24 protein-coding genes, 1 tRNA gene and 2 pseudogenes are annotated in these 23,090 nt (G+C 45.1%); 18 read left to right on the top strand and 9 right to left on the bottom strand.

Annotated elements, in window-relative coordinates:
• Window positions 1–34: 34 nt before the first annotated feature.
• The 7 genes from ACZ5ZV_RS05560 to ACZ5ZV_RS05530 all read left to right on the top strand — a co-directional run bounded on the left by ACZ5ZV_RS05560 (window position 35) and on the right by ACZ5ZV_RS05530 (window position 4,264).
• Complete coding sequence (locus tag ACZ5ZV_RS05560) at window positions 35–847, top strand: M48 family metalloprotease (RefSeq protein ID WP_464120447.1); 813 nt, start codon at window positions 35–37, stop codon at window positions 845–847.
• 48 nt (window positions 848–895) lie between these two features.
• The gene (locus tag ACZ5ZV_RS05555; protein ID WP_464120446.1) at window positions 896–1,144 is read left to right on the top strand and encodes a DUF1844 domain-containing protein; all 249 of its coding nucleotides are present in this window, start codon (window positions 896–898) and stop codon (window positions 1,142–1,144) included.
• A 13-nt stretch (window positions 1,145–1,157) separates the two neighbouring features.
• Window positions 1,158–2,582: a trypsin-like peptidase domain-containing protein gene (locus tag ACZ5ZV_RS05550; protein ID WP_464120445.1), complete on the top strand. Its 1,425-nt coding sequence runs from the start codon at window positions 1,158–1,160 to the stop codon at window positions 2,580–2,582.
• 289 nt (window positions 2,583–2,871) lie between these two features.
• Complete coding sequence (gene spoVG / locus ACZ5ZV_RS05545; RefSeq protein ID WP_011165187.1) at window positions 2,872–3,198, top strand: septation regulator SpoVG; 327 nt, start codon at window positions 2,872–2,874, stop codon at window positions 3,196–3,198.
• Window positions 3,199–3,408: 210 nt separating this feature from the next.
• Window positions 3,409–3,484 (top strand) — tRNA-Gln (locus ACZ5ZV_RS05540).
• A 127-nt stretch (window positions 3,485–3,611) separates the two neighbouring features.
• Window positions 3,612–3,875, top strand: a complete 264-nt coding sequence (locus ACZ5ZV_RS05535) for a transposase (RefSeq protein ID WP_464120444.1) — start codon at window positions 3,612–3,614, stop codon at window positions 3,873–3,875.
• 50 nt (window positions 3,876–3,925) lie between these two features.
• Window positions 3,926–4,264 (top strand): IS3 family transposase, encoded by a 339-nt coding sequence (locus ACZ5ZV_RS05530; RefSeq protein WP_464120442.1) that lies wholly within the window; start codon window positions 3,926–3,928, stop codon window positions 4,262–4,264.
• Between the two features lie 63 nt (window positions 4,265–4,327).
• On the opposite strand, the gene istB (ACZ5ZV_RS05525) is transcribed toward ACZ5ZV_RS05530, so the two are convergent.
• A complete protein-coding gene (gene istB, locus ACZ5ZV_RS05525; protein ID WP_464119802.1) occupies window positions 4,328–5,095 on the bottom strand; it encodes an IS21-like element helper ATPase IstB in 768 nt (255 codons plus the stop codon).
• Entirely contained in the window at window positions 5,043–6,653 is a 1,611-nt protein-coding gene (istA, locus tag ACZ5ZV_RS05520; protein WP_464119800.1) for an IS21 family transposase, read from the bottom strand. Before istA (ACZ5ZV_RS05520) ends, istB (ACZ5ZV_RS05525) begins: the two co-directional genes overlap by 53 nt.
• A 142-nt stretch (window positions 6,654–6,795) precedes the next feature.
• Here istA (ACZ5ZV_RS05520) and ACZ5ZV_RS05515 point away from each other — a divergent pair, with 142 nt between their 5' ends.
• Together ACZ5ZV_RS05515 and ACZ5ZV_RS05510 are read left to right on the top strand one after the other, a co-directional pair.
• Entirely contained in the window at window positions 6,796–7,278 is a 483-nt protein-coding gene (locus ACZ5ZV_RS05515; RefSeq protein ID WP_464120441.1) for a transposase, read from the top strand.
• Window positions 7,279–7,326: 48 nt separating this feature from the next.
• Window positions 7,327–7,524, top strand: a pseudogene (locus tag ACZ5ZV_RS05510) (integrase core domain-containing protein); the annotation flags it as partial.
• Window positions 7,525–7,547: 23 nt separating this feature from the next.
• Here the strand turns inward: ACZ5ZV_RS05510 and ACZ5ZV_RS05505 are convergent.
• The 6 genes from ACZ5ZV_RS05505 to ACZ5ZV_RS05480 all read right to left on the bottom strand — a co-directional run bounded on the left by ACZ5ZV_RS05505 (window position 7,548) and on the right by ACZ5ZV_RS05480 (window position 16,190).
• On the bottom strand, window positions 7,548–7,745 hold the full coding sequence (locus ACZ5ZV_RS05505) for a hypothetical protein (protein WP_464120439.1): 198 nt from the start codon (window positions 7,743–7,745) through the stop codon (window positions 7,548–7,550).
• Between the two features lie 20 nt (window positions 7,746–7,765).
• The gene (locus ACZ5ZV_RS05500) at window positions 7,766–9,958 is read right to left on the bottom strand and encodes a heavy metal translocating P-type ATPase (RefSeq protein ID WP_464120437.1); all 2,193 of its coding nucleotides are present in this window, start codon (window positions 9,956–9,958) and stop codon (window positions 7,766–7,768) included.
• A gap of 9 nt (window positions 9,959–9,967) precedes the next feature.
• Window positions 9,968–13,108: an efflux RND transporter permease subunit gene (locus ACZ5ZV_RS05495; RefSeq protein WP_464120436.1), complete on the bottom strand. Its 3,141-nt coding sequence runs from the start codon at window positions 13,106–13,108 to the stop codon at window positions 9,968–9,970.
• An 11-nt stretch (window positions 13,109–13,119) separates the two neighbouring features.
• Entirely contained in the window at window positions 13,120–13,710 is a 591-nt protein-coding gene (locus ACZ5ZV_RS05490) for a hypothetical protein (RefSeq protein WP_464120435.1), read from the bottom strand.
• Window positions 13,707–14,948, bottom strand: a complete 1,242-nt coding sequence (locus ACZ5ZV_RS05485; RefSeq protein ID WP_464120433.1) for a TolC family protein — start codon at window positions 14,946–14,948, stop codon at window positions 13,707–13,709. Before ACZ5ZV_RS05485 ends, ACZ5ZV_RS05490 begins: the two co-directional genes overlap by 4 nt.
• Window positions 14,949–15,596: 648 nt before the next feature.
• Entirely contained in the window at window positions 15,597–16,190 is a 594-nt protein-coding gene (locus tag ACZ5ZV_RS05480) for an MFS transporter (protein ID WP_464120431.1), read from the bottom strand.
• Between the two features lie 138 nt (window positions 16,191–16,328).
• Between ACZ5ZV_RS05480 and istA (ACZ5ZV_RS05475) the strand changes: the two genes are divergently transcribed.
• Complete coding sequence (gene istA, locus ACZ5ZV_RS05475; protein WP_464117241.1) at window positions 16,329–17,945, top strand: IS21 family transposase; 1,617 nt, start codon at window positions 16,329–16,331, stop codon at window positions 17,943–17,945.
• 14 nt (window positions 17,946–17,959) lie between these two features.
• Window positions 17,960–18,709 carry an IS21-like element helper ATPase IstB gene (istB, locus tag ACZ5ZV_RS05470; RefSeq protein WP_464117240.1) on the top strand — a complete coding sequence of 250 codons (750 nt, stop codon included), beginning with the start codon at window positions 17,960–17,962 and terminating at the stop codon, window positions 18,707–18,709.
• 60 nt (window positions 18,710–18,769) lie between these two features.
• On the opposite strand, the gene ACZ5ZV_RS05465 is transcribed toward istB (ACZ5ZV_RS05470), so the two are convergent.
• Complete coding sequence (locus tag ACZ5ZV_RS05465; protein ID WP_464120430.1) at window positions 18,770–19,549, bottom strand: MFS transporter; 780 nt, start codon at window positions 19,547–19,549, stop codon at window positions 18,770–18,772.
• A gap of 30 nt (window positions 19,550–19,579) precedes the next feature.
• On the opposite strand from ACZ5ZV_RS05465, the gene ACZ5ZV_RS05460 reads away from it, so the two are divergent.
• The 7 genes and pseudogenes from ACZ5ZV_RS05460 (at window position 19,580) to ACZ5ZV_RS05430 (ending at window position 22,854) form a co-directional block, all read left to right on the top strand.
• On the top strand, window positions 19,580–19,840 hold the full coding sequence (locus ACZ5ZV_RS05460; protein WP_464120429.1) for a metal-sensing transcriptional repressor: 261 nt from the start codon (window positions 19,580–19,582) through the stop codon (window positions 19,838–19,840).
• A 300-nt stretch (window positions 19,841–20,140) separates the two neighbouring features.
• Complete coding sequence (locus tag ACZ5ZV_RS05455; protein WP_464120428.1) at window positions 20,141–20,362, top strand: hypothetical protein; 222 nt, start codon at window positions 20,141–20,143, stop codon at window positions 20,360–20,362.
• A 49-nt stretch (window positions 20,363–20,411) separates the two neighbouring features.
• Window positions 20,412–20,990, top strand: coding sequence for a hypothetical protein (locus ACZ5ZV_RS05450; RefSeq protein ID WP_464120427.1), 579 nt, complete (start codon window positions 20,412–20,414; stop codon window positions 20,988–20,990).
• Window positions 20,991–21,067: 77 nt separating this feature from the next.
• Window positions 21,068–21,472, top strand: coding sequence for a MerR family transcriptional regulator (locus ACZ5ZV_RS05445; RefSeq protein ID WP_464120426.1), 405 nt, complete (start codon window positions 21,068–21,070; stop codon window positions 21,470–21,472).
• Window positions 21,466–21,645: pseudogene (locus ACZ5ZV_RS05440) on the top strand (arsenical-resistance protein); the annotation flags it as partial. The gene ACZ5ZV_RS05445 and the pseudogene ACZ5ZV_RS05440, both read left to right, overlap by 7 nt.
• Before the next feature lie 88 nt (window positions 21,646–21,733).
• Window positions 21,734–21,997, top strand: coding sequence for an IS66 family insertion sequence element accessory protein TnpA (tnpA, locus tag ACZ5ZV_RS05435; protein ID WP_464119616.1), 264 nt, complete (start codon window positions 21,734–21,736; stop codon window positions 21,995–21,997).
• A 38-nt stretch (window positions 21,998–22,035) separates the two neighbouring features.
• The gene (locus ACZ5ZV_RS05430) at window positions 22,036–22,854 is read left to right on the top strand and encodes an IS3 family transposase (RefSeq protein WP_464121378.1); all 819 of its coding nucleotides are present in this window, start codon (window positions 22,036–22,038) and stop codon (window positions 22,852–22,854) included.
• Window positions 22,855–23,090 lie beyond the last annotated feature (236 nt).

The raw sequence follows: 23,090 nt of genomic DNA, 5'->3' as shown, positions 1-23,090 counted from the left end.
TGCCAACCTGGGATTTAAGTGGGACAAATTTTATATGATTAACAACAATACAAAAGTCTGGATTTTCATTCTTTCAAGCTCCCTGGCCCTGCTTATCTTGGGCTACCAATTGGGGGAACGTCTGGGCCTGTTGATGGGCTTTTTGTTGGCAGTTCTTTTGAATCTTTTCGTCTTCATTTACGGCGAAAGTCGTGTGCTAGCCAAGCTCAATGCCCAAAGAATCAAAGGTCAGGACTCTTGGGGTTTGATCGACAAGGTCGAACGCCTTTCGGCCCAACTGTCCATGCCGGCTCCAGCGGTTTACGTAACGCCACACACTTCCGTGAACGCATTCTGCGTGGGACATTCCTGGAAGCGTGGTTCCTTGGGATTCACTGTGGGGCTATTAAATAAGCTCAACGACGAGGAACTGGAGGCTGTCGTGGCCCACCAGATCTGCCATATCCGTCGTCTGGATACTTTTGCTTTTAGCGTTAGCAGCACCTTAGCTAATTCCGTCGTGGGGCTGGGGCAATTCCTGGACAACCTTCTGCCTTACAACCTGCAGTTCTTTATGCCCTTACTGTCCCCGCTGGGCTGGCTGATTATAAAAATCGTAGTGGTTGAAAAATCATTCTTTGAAAACGATCTGATGGCCTCCGAATTATTGGAAAACAGAAACAAGCTGGGCGAAGTTTTATGGCGCATGGAGGGTCTGGCACAAACCCAGCCGTTGGAAATCCCGGCCTGCACCAGCCACCTGTTCATGGTGAACCCCGAGGGCTTTAAACAAAAGAATTTGTTCTTAAAATCCCATCCGGCCATCGAAGTCAGACTGCAGAAACTGATGGGCTATTACCCCATCTAAACTTGACAGAATAAACAGAAAACTCAGATTAGAAAAAGGACCTGAACTATGACTGAAAAATTAGAAGCTTCTTTCTCGGTTTTGATTATGTCTGTGGCCTCTTCCGCCGTGATGGCCATGGGTCTTGCCCCGAACCCTGCCAATGGTGAAGTGAGCAAAGATAAAAATATGGCTCGCTTTAACATCGACCTTTTGGTGGTCTTGCAACAAAAGACCAAGGGGAATTTGACTAGCGACGAAGCTAAATTTTTGGAAAACTTAATCAGTGATCTGCAAATGAAATTTGTGTCTATGTAAGGAGAATTTTTCTATGAAGACACTTCTCGTTCTTTTCCTGTCCGTTGCCCTGACTGCGCAAGCTCAAACTGGAACGAAAGAGCTTCCTAAAGATCCGCCGAAAATGAAGCTCAACGATCCACTTCCCGGCAATTTGTTTGTGGAATTGGCCAAGGCCATCAACCCGGCCGTTGTGAATATTTCCACCACTGCACTACCCAAAAACTCCCCACGCATGCGTGATCCGATGCTGGATATGCTGGAACAGCTTTATGGCTTCCGTATGCAGCAGCCTCAGCAGCAACAACGCCCTCAGCAGATGGGCCTGGGAACCGGGTTCATCATTCGTGAAGACGGATTGATTATCACTAACAATCACGTGATAGCGGGTGCGGATATTATCAATGTCCAACTCAGTGAAAAATCCACCGATGTTTATGAAGCCACTCTGGTCGGCAGCGACGAACGAACTGATATCGCTTTGATCAAGATCACACCGAAGGGAAAACTTCCGGTGGCGGTTCTGGGCTCCTCCAGCTCCGTTGAAGTGGGTGAATGGGTGGCCGCCTTCGGGAATCCGTTCGGTCACGGTCACTCGATGACCAAAGGGATTATCTCTTCAAAAGGCCGCGACATCACCGAGATCAATAAGATTCCCCTGCTGCAAACAGATGCCAGCATCAATCCGGGGAACTCTGGTGGTCCGCTGGTGAACACCAAAGGTCAGGTGATCGGTGTGAACTCGGCGATTGATGCCCGCGCTCAAGGAATTGGTTTTGCGATTCCTATTGATGAAGTCAAAGCGATCCTTCCGGTACTTGAAAGCAAGGGCCGCATTGCTCGCGGATTCCTGGGCACAAGCTTGGGTGACTTGGATCCGGAAGCTGCCGAGTATCTGGGACTGGGCGATGTTCGTGGCGCCGTGATCACAGGGATTGCACCGGGCAGTCCTGCGATGAAGGCCGGTTTAAAAATGTATGACATCGTGACTGAGTTTAACGGCAAGACCATTCGTTCGACTTTGGATCTTATGGATGCCGTGGCCGATGCTCCGATTGGCAAACCTGTTAAGACCAAGCTGATCCGCAACAACAAAGAACTGACCTTGAATGTAACGACGGCTGAACGTGTGGAAGAAAAACGTGTAGCTCGCAAGGCTGGCGCGAAAACCTATGCGGGTCAGAAAGCTCCGTTTAATTTGGGCTTCTCGGTGATTGATCCAACCCCGGAACTGCGCCAGGAGTGGGGCCTGCCAGACGACATGAAGCAACCGGTTGTCATTGAGACCGAACGCTTCTCTGTCGCCAGCAAAGGCGGCCTTCGTGTGGGTGATGTGATTCTGGATGTTAATAAGCAACCGGTAGACAACTCTAAAGACGTTTTAAAATCCTTGAAAAAGGGCAAGAACACCCTACGCATTGCCCGCAATGCCCGTATCCAAATTATTAATATTGAATAGATTTGAGCATATAAAATTTAATTAAGAGCACTGCTTCAAAGCCCATCTTCGGATGGGCTTTTTTATTTTGCTGCTATATAAGTAAGCACCGCCTCGTTTTGGGGCGTTCGCGGGACAAAATGGCGAAATATAAAAAAATCCTCGACCTAGGTCTTTAGTTTTTCAAAGTCTCACCGAGAAGAAATACGGGACCATAGTTTGGCTCCAAGATTGCGACAAAAGAGCTGCTTCGGCGGTTCAAGATGAGCAACGGATATTGCAACAAGAACGGCAACAAGAAAGGGACTGTATGAAAGTCACCGAGGTGAAAGTTTTCCCCGTCAATGAGGACCGGCTGAAGGCCTATGTCTCGATCACTCTCGATAATTGCTTCGTGGTGAGGGATTTAAAGGTTATTCAGGGAACCAGCGGCTTGTTTGTGGCCATGCCCAGCAAGAAGCGCAAAGACGGCCAGTTCCGCGATATCGCCCACCCCCTGAATCAGGAGACCCGGGCGATGATTGAAGACCTCATTTTTGAGGCTTATGAAAAAGAACTCAAATCCATGGGTGAGACCCTTGTCAGTCTAAAACGCCAGAAAGCTCCTGGGAGCGATTACGGCAACGACGACTACTAGGTCTGAAGTTCCCTGCTCACACGCCAACGGGCCATTTTATGTGGAGATGACCCGGGACGGCGGCTTCAAACACCGATGGAAACGTTAAGCCCGTCAGATCCCTGACGGGCTTTTTTATTGGCAATCCCCATCAATCTTCTGACGCAAGAAGTCTTTTCTTGATTTTAGGCCGCAAAATCCGTAGTTTGGGTTTTCGCAAATGCACCTTGTTGGGGTATCGACAAGTTGGTAAGTCAACAGATTTTGATTCTGTCATTCGCAGGTTCGAGTCCTGCTACCCCATCCATCTAACCCATCTCGCAAATTTACAAACGGCAAAGTCAAATCCGATCCGGCAGCCCTTGAGGTTCCCCCAATAATCTAGGAAGCTTGATAAATGAGTCTCTTCGTGTCAAAAGAACAAAGGAGAGCCTATGAAGAAGCGATTTACCGAAGAACAAATCATTAAAGCCCTGAAGCGCTGGGAAGCCGGCGAAAAGCCGAAGGACCTTTGCCGCGAGCTTAGTGTCCACGAACAGACCCTGTACAACTGGAAGTCTAAGTTTGGCGGAATGGAAATTTCTGAAGCCAAAAGGCTGAAGGAACTCGAGCAAGAGAACAATCGTCTAAAGCGTCTTGTGGCTGATCAAGCACTCGATATTCAAATTCTGAAAGAAGTGAATTCAAAAAAGTGGTAGGGCCCAAAGCTAAGAGAGCTGCTGCGACCAAAGTTGTCGAGGAGTTTTCAGTGTCTAAGGCGAGAGCCTGCCGTGTTTTGGGCCTAAACAGGTCTACCCTCGACTACGAAGGTAAGGTTCAAGATGATACGGCCTTACGGGAGCGTATGCTTGCGCTAGCGGCGAAGCATCGCCGCTATGGCTCTCCAAGACTTCATTGGTATCTTCGTAGAGAGGGCCTGGTAAAAAATCACAAGCGCACAGAACGGATCTACGCGCTGCTTGGGTTACAACTTAAGAACCGCAAGAAAAAGAAGATGGGATCCGTGTTGAGGTTCCCACGACCGAAAGCCACTGCGCCGAACGAAGTATGGTCGATGGATTTTGTATGTTCGATTTCACCGATTTGACCACCTGAATTTCACGAAGTTTGACCACCCCTTGAGGTGGTTGGCGGACCGTAGGGACGCTGGTTAATTTTCATGTTCCGAATGATCTGTCAATCCTTTAGCGGCATCGCCTCTTTTGCTGGGACCCTTTACTAGAATCTTAAAGGCTCGTGCGGTGAGTCTGTCCGAAATGGCTTCGCAAACCAAAGGGTCTTGAATTACTTCGTTCCAGTTTTCTGAAGGAAGCTGTGTCGTCACGATTGTGGACTTGCCATTTTCCCGTTCATCAAGGACATCGTAGAAATCCTGGAACTGTTGTTCCGTCAGCGCTTTAATTCCGAAATCATCAACAATCAACAAGTCTGCGGAATGGATTCTTTTCAGGAAGTTCAAATAAGTTCCCTCGGCTCTAGCCAATGCAATTTTCTCTAACAACAAGTTCATCTTCAAAAACACAACGGACCTGCTGTTGCGGCAGACATGATTACCGATGGCCGTTGCTAGGTACGTTTTCCCGACCCCTGTGGCACCAAAAATGAGGACGTTAATGCCGTCGTCAATAAAGCGCATGGTGGCCAGCTCTTGGATAGTCTTCTTATCGAAGTTGCGGACTTTCGAATAATTGATCCCCTCAAGACTTGCTTGGGATCTGAATCCCGCAGCCTTTAGGAGTCGCTGCCTACGAAGATTTTTGCGATATTGGATTTCATCAAAAAGAATCAGGTTCATAAATCCTTCATAATCAAGATCCGCATCAAGGGCCTCTTTAATCCGAAGACTCAGTGTCTCACGGATACCCTTAAGAGACAGTTCCGTCAGATATTGATCTGTCATGTTGAGTGGTTGACTCATAGTTATTAGCTCCTTCTGTTGTAAAACTCATTTGCCCGCGCAGATGAGGATTTGGTTTTCTTTCTATTGGCACTGCTTTGGGTTTATTGCCGAGATTGGGGCTTTTCAGCATTCGCTCGACATCTTTGACCGTTGGTTTAGTTCGTCCGTGTGTTATGAGAATCTCACAAGACCTTTCCAGCTTTTCGGCACCATAGCGGCCCTTAAGGCGCAAGATTCCCATCGTACGGCGAAGGAACATCAGGGGGTGTGACACATCAGTTAGAAGTGTGTTGATAATCTTGCCAGTGCTTGGGCCAATCCTGGCAGCATCTCTGATTTGGCGGGCAACACTCATCTCTTCCATGGCTTGGAATTTCTCTGGTAAGTGGGATTTGTCGGTACAGTAGTTACCTCGCTGGTGGTCCGGTCGGCGCTGATGGATGGCGATACGCTCTTGCTGATAAAATATTTCAACATGAGTCAAGGTGACGCGAACATCGAGATCTTTGCCACGCTGCTGGTAAGGGGCTGAGTAGTAATTGTACTTGTGCTGTATGTGACAGTCTTCGTGAAGCTTGGCCTTCTTCCACTCGCCAGCTTCATAGGTCCTGACAGGTAAGGGTTTTAGAGTGGATTTTTCCTGTTGTTCAAATCTTTCCCTTCGCGAAGAACCATATTTTCGTTGGTAGCGTTCATTGAATTCATCGGCACATTCCAAGAGATAGCGGTTTAGTTCTCCTATAGAAAAAAACTGTTGCTGTCGCAGGCGACGACGGACCCACCGCCAGAAGACCCCGAGGTGAACTTCAATAAGGTTTTTGTCGGTTGGTCGTTTAGGCCGCGCAGCCACCACTGTTGTGCCATAGTGGTTACAGAAGTTGTAAAACTCTTGGTTGATGTCCGGATCAAACCAGTCCGCCGCATTCACAGCACACCGGGTGTTATCCACCACCAATACCTGAGTAACCCCACCGAAGTATTTGAACCCCTCGCGGATGCCCGCAAGCCAAGAGGATTGTTTTTCATTAATGGTGGCATAAGGGAAAAATAAACGACTATTGCAGAGAACCTGGCCAAACAATCGGCAGGCTATGAATTCCCCGGTTGCTTTGTCGATATACCCCAGACCATGGGTATCGCCCTTATAATCAATTTCCGTACGGAGTCCCGGCTCATGATTTTTATGGTAGTGGACGTTGATGTTGGGATGACGGCGGCGGAACTCCCGCCAAAATGTCTCATAGGGAACATTGCGAAGATCTGCTGCGGGGTTGGCGCCTAAATTATTTTCCCAGAACTCTTTAATCGGCGTGCCACCCTCAATTTCCTTAAGGGCCTCTTCCCATACGACCTGCGAACTCCAGTGTGGAGAAAATATCTGCACGGTGGTTGAGCTAAATCCCTCCAACAATAGCCTCTGGGCATCACCAACCTCGTATGCCCCGGCATCTTTAAGGCGGCTTTTGACGGTGTTCCTGGCAATGCTTAAATCTATTGCGATGGTCTGAAACCCATCACCATTGGCTCGTCGCCGTACCAAATCCTCGATCATTTTGGGACCCTTCTTTTTGGCCACCGATACCTCCTTTGGGAAGTCCAAAGGTGTATCTGAAGCTTCTTAAAAAGCCCAACGATCCGCGTTAATGGGGGTGGTCAAATGATGCAATTGACCTGGTCAGACCTCATGAAATCGGGGTGGTCAAACCTGTGAAATTTGGGTGGTCAGTTCCGGTGAAATCCGGCATGTAAGTGATCGAATTGAATCTGGCCGACGGATACGTTGCTTTAATCTAGTGGATGACTTTACCAAGGAGTGTCCAGGAATTCTCGTTGAGTACTCGATTTCAGGGAGTAGAATTACTCGTTTCTTAGATGGCCTTGGAGTTTTACCGAAACGTCTTCGTTGCGACAATGGGCCCGAATTCCAGTCGAAGGCATTGCTTGAGTGGGCGTACCTGCGCGGTGTTGAGGTTGAATTCATTGAACCAGGAAAGCCAATTCAAAATGCTTTCATCGAATCTTTCAACGGCCGTTTCAGAGATGAGTGTTTGAATGATCACGCATTCATGAGTCTTGATCATGCTCGCTTCATCATTGAGAAATGGAGAAAAGAATACAATGAAGAGCGACCACACAGTGGAATTGGAATGAAAACACCAAAACAATTTGCACGGGAAATGCAGGCTATGTTACCAGCCTAACACATCGAGACTCAAATATCCCTCTTCCTGATAAAGGGGGAACCTCAATTCAACGGCAAGATGAGGTATGAACTTTTGGACGGAGAAATATTCTACTCGTTGCTCGAGGCTAAGATCATTATTGAGCGTTGGCGAGTCCATTATAACACCAAGAGACCACACAGTAGTTTGGGTGGAAAACCGCCAGCCCCGGAAACTTTTCAGCCAACGCTCAAATTACTTGCGCAGGATTTATTAACACAGTAAGTGGTAGCAAAACTCCCGGCTGGTCAGGGTGCCTTGGCGGCCTCATGGCATTTGCGTTCAAGTAAGTAAACCTTATCATTCACGTGCACATTCTCTTTCGAGCCCAAGGCCACCTTGATAACACCACTTTTGGCAGACTCAGAATCATACTTCACTACAGATCCAGCACAACCACCTACTATTGTCGAAATAGCCAACAAAAATCCAACTCTATTTTTCATAAAATCTCTCCAATTTTCTATTAGTCGTTAATTTTTAGAAGTCTTAAGGCGTTTAAAATTACGATCAACGTGGCTCCCGTGTCAGCCGCGATTGCCATCCACATGCTCGAATAACCCAACAATGCTAAAATCAAAAATATCGCTTTAAGAGCCAGAGCAAATCCAATGTTAAATCGGATAATGCCCAGGGTACGTTTTCCCTGAATGATAGCAACAGAGAGCTGCCGAAGATCATCCTTCATCAAAGCGACATCAGCAGTCTCAATCGCAGCATCTGTTCCAATAGCCCCCATTGCGATTCCAATTGAAGCCTGCGCAAGAGCCGGCGCATCGTTTACTCCATCACCGACCATTCCCACGTACTTGTACTCAGAAACCAATTCCTTGATTTTGTTCACCTTACCATCAGGCAAGAGCTCGCCAAACACCCTATCAATGCCTACTTGTTTTGAAATTGCTGATACCGTTCTGTTATTGTCGCCGCTAAGCATGACAACCGTTTTACAGCCAGCCTTGTGAATATCTTGAATGGCTAATTTGGCCTCTTCGCGAATTTTATCACCGATTCCAAATACACCAAGAACTTCGCCGATACAGTTATCGTGTGGCTTATGTCCGACAACAACCACTGACATTGCTTGCTCCTCCAGAGACTGAAGATATTTTTCTAAGTCAGACGAACAAACTCCCAACTCATGAGTGAAGCGATGGTTTCCCAGAAAATACTCATGTCCCTCAACTGTCGCAAAGATGCCACGTCCCTGCTCCGTTTGACTTTGCTCTACAGCTACAACTGAAACCCCATTTTTTTCTGCATAACGAACCACCGCTTGAGCCAGTGGATGGTTTGAAAGCTTCTCAATGGATGCGGCAATTTTGATGATTTCTCTTTCCGGAAGATCATTCCATTTTTTCATAACTAGGACCTGAGGAACTCCCTCAGTAATTGTCCCAGTCTTATCGACAGCAAGTGCTTTCAATCTACCCAAGGTTTCTAAAAAAATGCCACCTTTTACAAGGACGCCCCTACGAGCCATTGCCGTGAGTCCCGACACAATAGAAACAGGAGTAGAAATCACTAGCGCACACGGGCAGGCTATTACAAGAAGAACTAAGGCCTTATATATCCAGTCTTCCCAACGCCCACCAAAGAACAAAGGTGGAACAAAGCAAATCAAAAGACCTAGAACAAATACGGCTGGCGTATAGATCTTGGCAAACTGATCAACGAATCTTTGAGAGGGAGCTTTCGATTTTTGCGCCTCTTCTACCATTTTTATAATCTGTGAGACCTTAGAGTCGCTTAAAATTTTCGTTACTTGAATTTCTACCGAACCAGAAAGATTCACTGTTCCTGCGAAAACGCTATCCCCCACATTTTTTTTAACCGGAGTAGACTCTCCGGTTAAGGGAGCTTGGTTAACTTCTGTTTTTCCAGTGACAACGTTCCCGTCTGTTGGGAAAAGATCTCCCGCACGCACGACGACCGTATCGCCCACCTTAACAGTGTCGACTGCAACGTTAATTAGTTCTCCATTTACAGTTTTCAGCAACGCTACTTTGGGGCTTACATTTATTACATCTTGAATAGCTTTGCGTGCTCGCACCACACTAAAGGCTTCCAAGAGCTCAGAAAATGCGAACAAGAAAACAACCATCGCAGCTTCTGTGTAGTCCCCAAGATAAACCGCGCCAGCCACAGCCACCGTCATCAGGACATTCATATCTAAATGTCCATGCCGAATTGCCCGAAGGCCCTTGGGAAAAACCAAAAGGCCACCACAAATAATGGAAATCGAACAAAGAGCTATACTTAACAACCCCTGCTCTTTCATGAGGAAATTAATCACAATTGCTGAAAACACCAAAATCCCAGAGGATACAACTAGGGCGACACGTTGCCGAGAAATCGCCTTAGTGTTTTTATTTGGATCAACTACCTTAACTCCTGATTTATTAATAAGTCTGCGAATCTCATTTTTATCAAGATCCGGCGAGTACCAAACTTGAACCGTAGAAGACATTAATTTGGCTTCTACCCTAAAAACTCTGTCTATCTTTAATGCGCTCTGGATAGCTGCGATCTCATCAGCGCAATCCATCCCACTTACTTTAAATGTAGATTCGACAGCCCCTGACGGCAAATTCACACCCGATTCGCCAGTTACTGAATCAGAACCCATATCACCGGAACTACAACATTCTTTACCCATATGAATCTCCTAGTGAGCTACTCTGCCAATAAATTTTTTCTCGAAGATGGAATAGAGCGTTGGTAAAACAATTAAGGTTAAGATTGTCGAGGAAACAATCCCACCGATCACAACAGAGGCGAGAGGTCGTTGAACTTCAGCACCTATTCCTGTTGAGAGCATCATAGGTAAGAAACCAAAGATCGCTACTAATGCCGTCATCAAAACAGGTCTCAATCGGATTAAGGTCCCGGTCATAACTAGGTTTTTCCCAGTCTTGCCCTGATTCTTAAGCTGATTAAAGTAGTTAACTAATACCACACCATTTAGCACAGCAATCCCAGATAAAGCGATAAATCCAACTCCAGCAGAAATACTGAAAGGCAAACCATTAGCAATTAATCCCACTACGCCTCCGACGAGCGCAAATGGAATACATGAGAAAATTAACATTGTTTGACCGACACTTCTGAATGCAGCGTAGATCATTAACAATACCAAAATAAGCGCAATTGGAGTCAGCACTAATAGTCTACTTCTAGCCTCTTGAAGATTCTTAAAGTTTCCGCCCCATTGAATGTAGTACCCTTGCGGTAGTTTGACTTTCTCTTCAACAACTTGCTGTGCTTCATTGACGAAGCTTTCTGTGTCGCGACCGCGTAAATTTATAAGTACGGCAGACCGGCGATTTGAATCTTCTCGATTGATAGACCCAAATGTCTCAGAGAATTTAGAAGTTGCCAAATTTGAAAGAGGAGTAGTTGTATTCGTCCCCAACCCTACTGGCAAATTTCTAATAGTCTTTAGATTCGAACGTTCGTCGTCGCTCAAGCGAACAACGATTGGAAACTTCCTTTCATTCTCATAAAGGAATCCACTCTCCTGCCCACCTAGCGCAATTGACACAGTACTTAGAACATCAGATGTATTGGCACCATATCGCCTAATAGCCTCTTCATTGGGTTCAATTCTAAGTACTGGACTTGTTCCAGCTAGATCAACTTCGACGTCACCTGCTCCAGGTACTTTCGAGACAATCCCCTGAACCTCTTTTGCTAAATTCATGTTGGTTTGCAAGTCGGGGCCAAAGATTTTCACAGAAACATCGGCCCTTGTGCCTTCAAGCAATTCGTTGAAACGCATTTGAATCGGCTGGGATGCCAGATAGTTTTGACCTGGAAGTTCCTTTTCAAGTCGCGCTACTAAAGCATTCACCAATGTCTCATAAGTATGGCGCTTGCCATTATTGGACTTCGGCCAGTCAGATTTATCTTTGAGCATAATATATGTATCAGAGATGTTAACTCCCATGGGATCGGTCGCCACTTCACTGGTTCCGATACGGGAAAAAACATTATCAACTTCCGGAAAATCTTTAATAATCTGATCGGCCTTCTGCTGAAAGGCAATCGACTGATCAAGACTCAAGTTAACTGGACGAATCATATGGAATGCAAAGGAGCCTTCGCTAAGTTGAGGGAGAAACTCTGCGCCTCGAGTTGCAAACAATACTCCACCAACAATCACAGCTATAACTGCAGTCGTAAGGGTGGCGACCCGATGTTTAAATGATAACTCGAACAATGGCTGATAAGCCTTGCGAATCCATTCCATGAATTTAGGTTCTTTGTCTTCGGCATTCCCTTTTAGGATCAGGGATGCCAACGCTGGAGCCGTAGTGAAAGACAAAACCAACGCAGACGCTACTGCAATTGCAAACGTGGCAGCCATAGGCGCAAACATTTTTCCTTCAACACCGGTCAAAGCAAAAATAGGAAGGAATACGACAACGACGATCAACTCACCGAATCCAGCCGCAACACGGACTTCAACGGCTGCCTCGTATACAGCAGCTTGGACCTCATCTCTAGTCAGTTTACGGCCATACTCTTTACTTCTTTCATGAACATAACGAACACAGTTATCAATAAGAATGACGGTTCCATCTACGATGATCCCGAAATCCAGAGCGCCAAGGCTCATCAAATTTCCAGAAATTCCTAGAGGCTTCATTATTAGAAATGTAGCCAAAAGCGATAATGGAATTGTAACGGCCGTGATAACTGCTGCCCTGATATTTCCAATCAACAAAAACAATACAACAATTACAAGAGTGGCACCCATCATCAAATTGTGTTCAACCGTGCCCAGAGTCGCGTTTACTAAATCCGACCTGTTGTAAACGGTCACCATATCAATGTCAGAAGGAAGTGTCTTTCTGATCTCATCGACCTTGTCCTTAACTCTGGTAGCAACAGTTCTGCTGTTCTCTCCAAGAAGCATCATGACTGTGCCCAAAACAGTCTCACGACCATTGTGAGTCGCAGCTCCAGTTCTTAGTTCCTTTCCAAGTTTAACATTGGCAATATCTCCGATGCGAATGATACGAAAAGAGTCGAGTTGCTTAACTGGCACTTTTTCAATATCCTTGGCCGACTTAAATAGACCAACTCCTTGGACTAAGAATTGTTCTGCGGTTTGTGCAATATAACCACCGCCAACGTTTTTATTTACTTTCTCAAGAGATTCCACAATGTCTTCAAAATGAATTCCATAAGAAGCCATCTTTTTGATGTTTGGCTGTACGTGATATTGCTTCTCGTACCCTCCGGTCGTATTGATTTCTGCAACACCTTCAACAGTCAAGAGTCTCGGTTTAATAAACCAGTCTTGAAGCGCCTTAATCTCCATAAGCTGTTTCAGACGCTCTTCTGGATTTTTTGCAGGTTTTTTAAAATCCAACGTGTACTGAAATATCTCTCCAAGACCTGTCGAAATCGGGCCAAGTCTCGCTTCAGCGCCTTTGGGAAGCTCTGGCAATACGCCTTGCAATCTTTCCGTAACCATTTGACGTGCACGATAGACGTCAACTGCGTCTTTAAAAACTACAGTTACTTGAGACAAGCCAAATCTAGTGATTGACCGAACCTCAAGAACACCTGCAATTCCTCTCATTGAAGACTCAACAGGAAAGGTAATGGCCCTCTCAATTTCCTCGGGCGCTAAGCCTTCAATCGTTGTATTAATCTGCACCTGGTTGTTAGTAATATCAGGAACGGCATCAATAGGAAGATGCTGAAATGAATAGAAACCTGCGAACGCCAGTATTCCCGTGAACAATAAAACTAGCGTGCGATTGTATACTGAAAAATGAATTATTTTATTAATCATGACTTTAAACCTTAATGGCTATGCCCTTCGGGGGCTCCGCCAGTTGCAACAATTTCAGCAGTTCTAAGAAATGCGACACCTTGAGTGACAACCTCGTCACCTGGCTTTAGCTCTGAAGTTTTAATCTTCAGCTCTTTTTCGCTCTTCGACACAATTGAAAAATCAATCCTTTTATAAAAGCCATTGCGCACTCGATAAATATTAATCTCTTCGCCCGAATAAAGAACGGCCGAGGTTGGAATACTCCAAGGTTCAACATTTTTTAATTTAATTGTCCGTAGTTCGAAATTCTTTATAGCTTCTGGAGATAATTTAAATCCATCTGCTGCACTAAATATGGTGATCCCTTTATCAGGTCCTATGCTTGAGTTTTCTTCCTCATGCTCGCCACCTTCATGCTCATGACCCTCATGGCGTTCACCATCTTTTTCCTCATGATCCTTTTTTTCATCGGAGTGGTCGTGATCGTCTTCACCCTTTTCCTCATGATGATCTCCGACCTCTTTATGAACCTCTTGGTTCTGATGTTTTTCCTTATTCTCTTTAGCTAAAGACAAGGCACCACCTAACAAAAATAAGATAATTAGAGCAAAACTTTTCATATATCTAACCCCGCGACATCGCCATCAATCACTTGAATGTCCAAATAAGACTCAACAGCTCTCATTTCTCGCTCATTTCGAGTTTTTTCAAAATCCACCAGGGATCGATGAGCCTCAATCACAAGAGAGCTTGGAACGAGTCCTCTTAAAAATAAGCCTTCTACTTTTTTGTGCTTAGTCTCAAGCGTATGCCCATTCGGCGTTTCCTCCAGTGCGACCACTGATTTTCTATAAGACTTATTTAAAGAAGCTCGCTCTGATTCCAACTTCTGAACGGCAAGGTCTCGCTTTTGCTCCGCCGCTTGTACTGAGATGCTTGCAGCGGCTCGTCCTGCGCCATTTACGTTTAGCAAAGGCAACGGCAAGCTAAGATTTACGCCCCATTGCTGAAAATCTCGACCACTCTCACGCGAAAATTTCGCAGAGGGACCTAAATTCATCGTTGGCCATGACTCACTTTGGGCCTTGCTCAACTCACCCTTCGCAACCTGAATGTCAGCCTCATATAACGATACTAACGGCGAATTCTTTATGTCGGGATTGTCAGCTCTGGCAGTCGGCCACTTTTCAATCCGAGGAGGGAGAGCTTTTTTAACGCTTTCCAATCCCAGTCCAATAGTAACCTTGAAAAAAGCCTCTAAAGATGAGAGCTCTTCTTCAAACTCCATACGCTTAAAGCTGTACTCACCTTTTGCGATCTTAAAGACCGTCAAGGTTACTTCTTGTTCTGGTGAAAGAGTTGGACGAGATTCATACTGTTTCACTAACTTTGTGAAGGTCTGGAGAGATTCATCGACAAGATCTAGCTCTCCTTCAATTTGTCGCAATCGAATTAATTTAAGGAAGACTGCTTTCCTAATTTCTGCTTTAGCCCGAAATAGCTCGAGCTCTGATTTGGAAGCTTCCGCGCCTGCAATTGCTTTACGGGCAGATCTTTTACCACCCAATTCAATAGGAAATGCTAAGGAGACATCTGTCTCATTTCGCTTCTCTGAATCAACTTCACCTGTCAATGACACTACCGAAAGCTCCGGGTTTTGAAATTGTGCCGCAACATCGGTCAGGGCAGTTTTTTCCTTCACTGAAAGTGAAGCTCTTACTACGTCAGGAGATCTACTTTCCGCGCACGCAATAATTTGTTTGTAATTCACCATAGGACCACACTCGGCACCCGATTTGCTCCATGCTGCCGCAGGAATCAAAACCAGTGCGATGGCCAGTCTCGAACATGTAGACATAAACACACCTTAAATTTTTATTTGGATTTTATTAAGTGAAGAAAAACTATTTAGATAGTTCGAGGCGGCTGAAATGGCCCCTCGAGAACGCGCTCAAGAGCACTTTGAGTCTCTGAGTCTATTGGCTCGTGTAATTTAATCTCAAACGAGAAAAGAACTGTCGCTGGAAATACCAGCTTTGCACAGTGACCCAAATGGCAAAACCCATTTGCGCAAGGATCGCTTGCATCTTCAGAACTGCATGGCGTTTTATCATTATGAATCTGATTGAACGAGGCACTGACCTGATCACTATTTCTTAAGTCATCAGCATGAAAAAATACCGAGCTTCCAACTAACACAGCTAGAAGGCAGAATACCAAAGCTCCTAAAAAGACTCTCGCATACTTTCGGTTCACGACTCAGACCTTAGACCTCTCGAAAAGCACTTTCAAGTGTTTTATTTGTAATCTTACATTATGCATGACGACAGGTCGACAGAACTTACTAAATATCAACCGCAATGCAGGTAGATTGCATTTGCGATGGGCGACTTTGGACTTTCGAAGAGGTAGTTACCCGACGAGCTCTTGGTTTCAGAAATAGGCCACTTGTTCAATCCCGGAGGTGACTGAACTTCCTCAATCTGCGCATGATTATTCTCTGCGATCATACTTTGTTTCCCTTCGCCCACATAAAGAAAACCACATTCGCAAACAATACAGCTGCAAGGGAAGCAAATACTAAATATTTAAAATCTTCAGTACTAGATAGCAAGCTACTGGCAGCGAATAACACTAAAGTTGCCAATGTCGTAGTCAAATAGCTTAGTGAGTTCAACTCACCACGCTTCCTCTCAGGGATCAGTCTTTGTCGAAGCTCAAACTCACCGTTGGAAAATCCATAGAGGCCAATGCGGGACAAAAGAATGCAAGTTAGAAAAATATAAACACTGCCAGATACTTCCACAACGAAAGCAGATATTCCCACAGTCAAAATAAACCCCTGAAATGCGAGATGTAATTTTGAACTTTCAATAAGGCCCATTTTTTTGACGAGGTATGGAAACGTAACAGTTGAGATAAGACCAAAAACAGCTCCAAGACCACGGAAAAGACCAATTTCTGCCTCTGGCATTTTCATCCTATCTTTCAGATATCCGGCTAGTAGTACGCCATGAGGACTCAATACTGAAAGCCAAAGCAGTGCGTAACTTGTCCAATCCCACGTAGTTTGACCGGTTTCAAGGGGGGCAAATCCCACGTAAGTGGACCGGCTTTGGGGGAAGTAAATCCCACCTAATTTGACCGGGCAATTGCTTACGTTTTCAGCACATTTTCTCCATCTGATCCCATGCGCTAAGCTGCTGGTTTAACAACCAGACTACAGCAAGGAATACGCATGCGGAAACTCAGAAAAAAGGACTTGGAGAAAATCACAGTGGACCGAAAAATCGTCGAAGGCCTTCGCGAAGGACACTCACTCACCGCACTGACTAAATCAACTGGTAAAGGCAAAGGTTACGTCATAAAAATCCGCGACCAGGCGATAGAGCATGGCTATGTAGCCGTCGCAAACCCAGAGAAGAAAATCTACTGCAAAACCTCAAAAGAAATCCCACCTTACCCAGAGGCGCTGTTTCCGCTGCGCGATGGTCGCAGCGAGAAGGCCATTGAAACGGATGCCATCTTAGATCCCAAGCGCGAATGGATCAAGGAGCGCATTGAACTTGGCTGGAGTCCGCAAAGTATTTTTGAAGAGCTTCCGCTCTCTGTCCCGCGATCTAACTTCTACCGCTACATTCACCGCCACAAACTTATGCGATCCGCACCTGCGCGCAATGTGATGGAGCTTGTTCACTCACCGGGGGAATGTCTGCAGGTGGACTGGGGAAAGCTCTTTGACGTCGTCGATCCTGTCACAAAAAAGAAAAAAACAATTTGGATTTTCGTTGGCGTTCTTGGGCATTCTCGTTACGAGATGGCCCGAGTTGTAGAGAAACTCGACTTTGAAACAACTGCCGAAGTTTTAATAAGCATGTTTGAGGAACTTGGCGGAGTCCCTCGTAAAGTGACTTCTGATAATCCCAAAGTCTTTGTTCATGAGGCATCAAAGCACGAGCCGACGTTGAACCCGGCCTTTGAAAGACTGGCCTCGCACTACGGGTTCGTTGTCGAGGCATTGCCGCCTTATTCTCCAGAGAAAAAAGGCAAAGTGGAGCGAATGGTTCCAATGAAGCGTCGCCTTTTTGAATCCTACGATAAGTCCCAATATTCACTGAGCGGCGCACAGTCACACATGAATAAAAAGATGAGTATCGCCAATGAGAGAAAGCACGGGACTCACCTACAAAAACCTTTGGATGTGTTTCTTAACGATGAAGCCTCGTTGTTAAAGCCTCTTCCTTTATTACGCTACGAAGTGGAAACCATCACTCGCTCAACAGTGAGGTCTGATGGTTATGTTCGCTTTGCAAACAAGTACTACCGAGTAGACACAAGACTCAAAGGCGAAATAGCTTTGGTGATTGGTAATTCAGTTCAAGTAAGTATCTACTGCAACGGTCGACTGTTAGAAGTTTACGAGCGCATCCAAGATAAATTCACAAGTAAAGCCTGTAAAGATCATTACAAGGAGTCTTGGGAGAAGACTCTTCAAGATCATGGTCACTATCTGAAGCAAGCAAAAATTATCGGCGTCAATGTTGAGCGCTTTGTAGGAATTATTTTGGCTCGAGGCGAAGGTTTTGTTGATACACGCAGCGTATGGGGTCTTCTGACGCTGAACAAGAAGTACAGCAATGCCGACATCGACAAGGCCTGCCTTTCAGCGCTGGAGTTATCACAGGTAAATTTAAAAACAGTTCATCAACTATTGAATATTATGGCAAAGCCAAAACCCAAAGCTCCTCGTCATGAGGAGGTTTTATCCGCGCAGACGGTGGGAGGTAAGTTTGCGCGCGACATGAGTGAGTATAAAAACCATTTACGTCTGGTTCATAGCAACCAGGCCCACTGAAAGGAAAGACAGTTATGACAATAGATGTGATACGCGATCAGTTAAAGCAGTTACGAATGCCCGCGGCATCCGCAGAGATCGAGGGTTTAGTTCAAAAAGGAAAACGCAGCCAGGATCTTAAGTGGCTCAGTGAGCTTCTATCCACGGAATTAGATGCAAGGGCAGATAACGCCGTAGAAAAAAGGATTAAGAAAGCGGAGTTCCCAGAGCGAAGAAGCTTTGAGCAGTTCAATTGGGATTTCAATAAAAAACTCCCGCGCGAAAAAATCGAGGATCTGAAAGATTTAAAGTTTATCGAGAACAACGAAATTGCATTGTTTTTGGGAAGTCCCGGCACGGGCAAGAGTCATCTTGCGATTGCTCTTGGGATGAGCGCTGCGCAGGCTGGTCACAGTGTTTTTTGTACGAGTGTAAAAAGACTTGGGACAAAGATCCGTAAAGCGCGCGAGAACAATAAGCTCGATGTTTTATTCAAACAAATTCTAACATCAAAGCTATGGATCTTGGATGACTGGGGCGTCGTAACAATGCCACGAGACGTGAGTGAGGAGATCTTCGATTTATTTGATCGACGCAAGCACAATTCGGCTATGATCTTAACCAGCAACCGCGACGTTGAAGAATGGCCACAAGTTTTTACCGATCCGATCCTGGCAAGTGCTGCCATCGACAGGATGTTCGAGAATGCCCATATTTGCATTTTTGAAGGCCCCAGTCACCGCATGAAGGGACGAATAACTTTCAACGATATTGACAGCGAGTAGAAAGACCAATAAACCCTCAAAAATCAGGTGGTCAAAGTATCTGAAACGAACCCGGTCAAACTAAGTGAAACGGAACACGTAACTAAAGATCAACCAAAAAATAGGCCTAGAAATAGCCTCTTTAAAACTAAAATGGAAAAGGTCTTTCCAGCGTTTAGCTGTACCAGTTTCTTTAATATGAAGACCCGATTCCTGTATCACATTTAGAAGAAGCAAATACTCTGGAACAAACGAAACTAAGTTCCATAAAGCTACGATTACAAGACCCAACAAATGAATATTTGGAGATTCGAGAGCGAATAAAATACCTGCAACTATTGGGGCTCCGACCTCTGTTCCTAGATCTATTCGACGCAACCAACTGTTAAACTGAGTCAACCGATCGGCAGGTATCATGGCAGGAGCTAAATCATTTCCGACAGATATATCCGTAATAAGGGAACCCAATGAAGCCAAAACGCCAAAAAAGGAAAGGAATGCGAAAAGAGCTACTACAACTGCACCTTCTAGGAAAATGGTCTTGTTATGAACTGAACGATCCAGAAGATAAAAACAAACAATACCACCTAAAACTGCAAAAAATTGGACACACACTCCTATTTTAACAACTTTACGACGTTGATTTGAATCGATCCACTTACCTACCCAAGTTGTTAGGAGGAATATGCCGATCTTGATGATCAAATAATAGAATGCTGCTATCTGCAATTTACCCGGGAAAACATGAAGCAACGCGAATGGCACAACGAAGTCCCAAGCCTGATCTCCTGAACGGGTCAGTAGTCGTCCCAACAGTAACTGTGTTTCAATTTTAAATATCTGCCCCATACCTCTTGACATCCTATCCCCCAGGGGGGGATATATAGGGATATGTCACACAAAAAGCAACACGCAGGTCATGAGGACGTCTCCAAAAGATTAAAAAGAGCAAAAGGACACCTCGAAACAGTTATTGCGATGATTGAAGAGGAACGAGAATGCGTTGATGTTGCTAGACAAATTCATGCCGTGGCTAAAGCAATTTCAGCGGCAAAAAGTGTTTACATTCACGAACATATTGAACATTGTCTGGATGGGAACCACAAAGATATAGATTTAGACGAGATCAAAGAGATAACTAAGTATATTTAACCAATGGAATGAATTCCTTTTCTTTACTAAGCAATTGGATCAGTTGGACGACAGAGTTCCCTTGAGCCCCGCATCATTTACGACCTCAGCAATGAGCGAGATTATATTTACACATCGTTATGTCTCAAATTCGCTCCAGATTTGTCAAAACTTGACATGTGCATTTAAATGCACATATTGTTAAGCATGACAGCAACCCAAAAAAAACAAAATGCTTTAAAAGATCTCGTAGAAGTCTTTGATTCTCAATTCTTCAAAGCATTGGCCGAGCCTGTTCGCATAGAAATCCTGAAGTTTCTTTTGATCAATGGAAAATCTGACGTCGCAACAGTTGCAAAATGTATCAAGAAGGATCGCTCAGTCCTCTCGCGACACCTCCACAACTTGGTGGAAACTGGCCTCCTTAAGCACGAAAAAATTTCGCGCAATTCTTTTTTTGAAATTGATGCCGATGGCTTCCGGACGAAAGTGTATGCTCTTTTCCAAAAAGTAGATCGCGCAATTAAAGACTGTTGTCCGTAAAAATTTATCCAGATGCGTGCATATATATGCACGCATAAGAGGAGTTCCCATGAATCACACACTTATGATTGCAAGCTCTTGGGTACTATTAGTATTCCTTTTGCTATCAGCATTCGATGGAATCTACTATCACCTTTGGAAGTTTCGACTGCAAGAACGTACAGATTCGAAGTTCGAGCACATAACCCATACTCTTAGAGCTGTGCTATTTGTACCCACCGTCGTTCTTGTATATTGGGTTGGACTGCAAAGTTACATTCTATGGATTGCCCTAGTCATACTCGCTTTTGATCTAATAACTGAAGTACTCGATGTTCTGAATGAGAACAAAAGTAGGGCGACCTTGGGTGGCTTGCCATCAAATGAATATCTCGTACATATCACCCTCACAACATTAAGGGTGGCGGCTTTGACTTTGGCATTCGCAGCTTTGCCGAATGAGGCATGGCATCTGAACGCAACAATATACGCAGAGGTTCCTGATCTTTCAAAACTAATCGTAATGCGAGTACTTCCGGGCGCGGTTATAGTCGCTGCCCTGCACATTTACCTCATATTTGATCCAATGCTCATCACTCGAGCGGAAGCACATTTAAGAAATAAATGCTGTGCCCCAAAACATGGCTGACCTTCCATTATTTCGTTCTGACCGATGTTTTTATTAATCTTGACTCCGTACCATAGTACGGAGTTTAAGCTTCATATATGAAACAATACACTATTGGCAAATTAGCAGCCGAAGCCTCAGTAGGAGTAGAAACAATTCGATTCTACGAACGCAAAGGCCTTATTAAAAAACCTTCAGGTAAAACCGGCTTTAGACAGTACCCAACCGAGGATGTGCAGCGCATTCGATTTATCAAACGCGCGCAAGAGCTCGGGTTTACCCTTAAAGAAGTTCAAGACCTTCTACACATAAATACCAATCCCAAAGCAACCTGTGGCGACGTACAAATTTTAGCCGAGCTGAAGCTTCAAGAAGTCGAAGAAAAAATAAAAGACTTAGAAAAAATTAGAACTGCGCTGAAAAAAATCGACCGCGCATGCGCAAAGAGCAAAGAAGCCGTGGCTTGCTGTCGCATTACCGATTGTTTTGAGGGAAAATGCTGATGAACCCCAAAAGACTTTCCTTTCTAGATCGCTTTTTAACTCTTTGGATTTTTCTCGCAATGTTCGTGGGAATTGCACTCGGATACTTCGTACCTGGAGTTGTTCCAACACTAAATCAAATGAGCATCGGAACGACGTCGATTCCAATAGCAATTGGCTTGATCCTTATGATGTTGACCTTCCCCCAATAAACCAAGCCACTTGAAAGTTCGTAAAAGCCTGATATAAACGCCCAAAAAACGGGCAGAAGAAGGTTTTTCGATGAAAAAGAGTAAGTTCACAGAAGAGCAGATTATTGAAATCTTGGGTCAGAGAAATGCGGGGAAGTCAGTGGAAGATCTTTGCCGCCAGCACAAGGTGTCAGATGCAACGTTCTATAAGTGGCAAAAGAAGTACGGCTCTATGAGCACGACCGAGGCCAAACGCCTCAAGGAGCTTGAACTAGAAAATGCCCGAATGAAGAAGCTTATTGCAAATCTGTCCTTGGACAACTTGATTCTGAAAGAGGCTCTGGGAAAAAAGTAGGAAGGCCCTCTGAGCGAAAGGTTCTTGCGCGCGCAGCGATTGAGAGCCATGGAATTACGGCACGGCGGGCCTGCAAGATATTTGAAATCAATCGATACACCTGGTGGTATCAGCAGAAGCCTGATCGCAATGCGGATCTTCGAGTGCGCATGAAGGAGCTAGCGGCCCAGCATCCCGCTTACGGTCATCCAATGCTGCACTACCTGGTCCGCAGGGAGAATGAGGCCCCGATCAACAAAAAGAGAACTGAGCGGATTTACAGAGAGGAAAAACTATCATTGCGGATAAAAAAGAAGCGTAAAAAACTTCGTCACTTACGACTGGCACTCCCGCAGGCCGAGGAGGCAGATTCAGTGTGGTCGATGGACTTTGTCCATGATCGCGCAGCAAACAATCAACAACTTAAGTTCCTAACGATGGTTGACCACTGTACGCGTGAGATGCCGGACCTAGTGGTCCGAAGTAGCTTTAAAGGTGTTGATGTGGCAGCGACGTTAGAACGCCTGAGAATGTTTGGCCGAAAGCCACAAACGCTGGTGGTCGATAATGGTCCTGAGTTTCGCTCTAGGAGCCTGCAGCGGTGGGCAACGTTAAATGGGGTCCGATTGCACTTTATTGAACCAGGAAAACCCCAGCAGAACGGATATATTGAATCTTTGAACGGCAAGTTCAGAGCAGAATGTTTGGATAGAAATCTATTCGACAATTTGGACTTGGCAAGGGTTCTGACGCAGAAGTGGAAAACGGAGTACGAGACCTACAGACCGCATTCGAGTCTTAACGGTCTTACACCTTCAGAGTATGCAAAAAGTAAAGGATCAACAAAGCAGGTAAATAGCGAACTCAAAACTGGCTAGGTCTTAGGGGGAAGGTCACACCCAATAAGGAAGAGAAGAAAGATGAACTCAGTGATTTGAAGATAATTGATATAGATCGCTTGATGAATCGTGGCATTACAACTACAGATCCACGCAACAGAGACCATAAAATCAACCCAATACCATCCAATTTTGGAAACTAAGCGAGGCCCCCATGAGCACAAAAAGAGAACCAGTTCTAAACTTTTCCATTCACATTGCGATTCTTGTTCCAA

The sequence above is a fragment of the Bdellovibrio sp. HAGR004 genome, assembly GCF_055397015.1.
This window is presented reverse-complemented; position numbering and strand designations above follow the sequence as displayed.

What these genes read in the sequence shown, in the direction of transcription:
- ACZ5ZV_RS05550 (WP_464120445.1), top strand. Translation starts at nt 1,158, where the DNA reads ATGAAGACACTTCTCGTTCTTTTCCTGTCCGTTGCCCTGACTGCGCAA.
- ACZ5ZV_RS05500 (WP_464120437.1), bottom strand. Translation starts at nt 9,958, where the DNA reads ATGGGTAAAGAATGTTGTAGTTCCGGTGATATGGGTTCTGATTCAGTA.
- ACZ5ZV_RS05535 (WP_464120444.1), top strand. Translation starts at nt 3,612, where the DNA reads ATGAAGAAGCGATTTACCGAAGAACAAATCATTAAAGCCCTGAAGCGC.
- ACZ5ZV_RS05505 (WP_464120439.1), bottom strand. Translation starts at nt 7,745, where the DNA reads ATGAAAAATAGAGTTGGATTTTTGTTGGCTATTTCGACAATAGTAGGT.
- ACZ5ZV_RS05490 (WP_464120435.1), bottom strand. Translation starts at nt 13,710, where the DNA reads ATGAAAAGTTTTGCTCTAATTATCTTATTTTTGTTAGGTGGTGCCTTG.
- ACZ5ZV_RS05465 (WP_464120430.1), bottom strand. Translation starts at nt 19,549, where the DNA reads ATGTCAAGAGGTATGGGGCAGATATTTAAAATTGAAACACAGTTACTG.
- istB (WP_464117240.1), top strand. Translation starts at nt 17,960, where the DNA reads ATGACAATAGATGTGATACGCGATCAGTTAAAGCAGTTACGAATGCCC.
- spoVG (WP_011165187.1), top strand. Translation starts at nt 2,872, where the DNA reads ATGAAAGTCACCGAGGTGAAAGTTTTCCCCGTCAATGAGGACCGGCTG.
- istB (WP_464119802.1), bottom strand. Translation starts at nt 5,095, where the DNA reads ATGAGTCAACCACTCAACATGACAGATCAATATCTGACGGAACTGTCT.
- ACZ5ZV_RS05560 (WP_464120447.1), top strand. Translation starts at nt 35, where the DNA reads ATGATTAACAACAATACAAAAGTCTGGATTTTCATTCTTTCAAGCTCC.
- tnpA (WP_464119616.1), top strand. Translation starts at nt 21,734, where the DNA reads ATGAAAAAGAGTAAGTTCACAGAAGAGCAGATTATTGAAATCTTGGGT.
- istA (WP_464117241.1), top strand. Translation starts at nt 16,329, where the DNA reads ATGCGGAAACTCAGAAAAAAGGACTTGGAGAAAATCACAGTGGACCGA.
- ACZ5ZV_RS05450 (WP_464120427.1), top strand. Translation starts at nt 20,412, where the DNA reads ATGAATCACACACTTATGATTGCAAGCTCTTGGGTACTATTAGTATTC.
- ACZ5ZV_RS05460 (WP_464120429.1), top strand. Translation starts at nt 19,580, where the DNA reads ATGTCACACAAAAAGCAACACGCAGGTCATGAGGACGTCTCCAAAAGA.
- ACZ5ZV_RS05445 (WP_464120426.1), top strand. Translation starts at nt 21,068, where the DNA reads ATGAAACAATACACTATTGGCAAATTAGCAGCCGAAGCCTCAGTAGGA.
- ACZ5ZV_RS05495 (WP_464120436.1), bottom strand. Translation starts at nt 13,108, where the DNA reads ATGATTAATAAAATAATTCATTTTTCAGTATACAATCGCACGCTAGTT.
- ACZ5ZV_RS05555 (WP_464120446.1), top strand. Translation starts at nt 896, where the DNA reads ATGACTGAAAAATTAGAAGCTTCTTTCTCGGTTTTGATTATGTCTGTG.
- ACZ5ZV_RS05485 (WP_464120433.1), bottom strand. Translation starts at nt 14,948, where the DNA reads ATGTCTACATGTTCGAGACTGGCCATCGCACTGGTTTTGATTCCTGCG.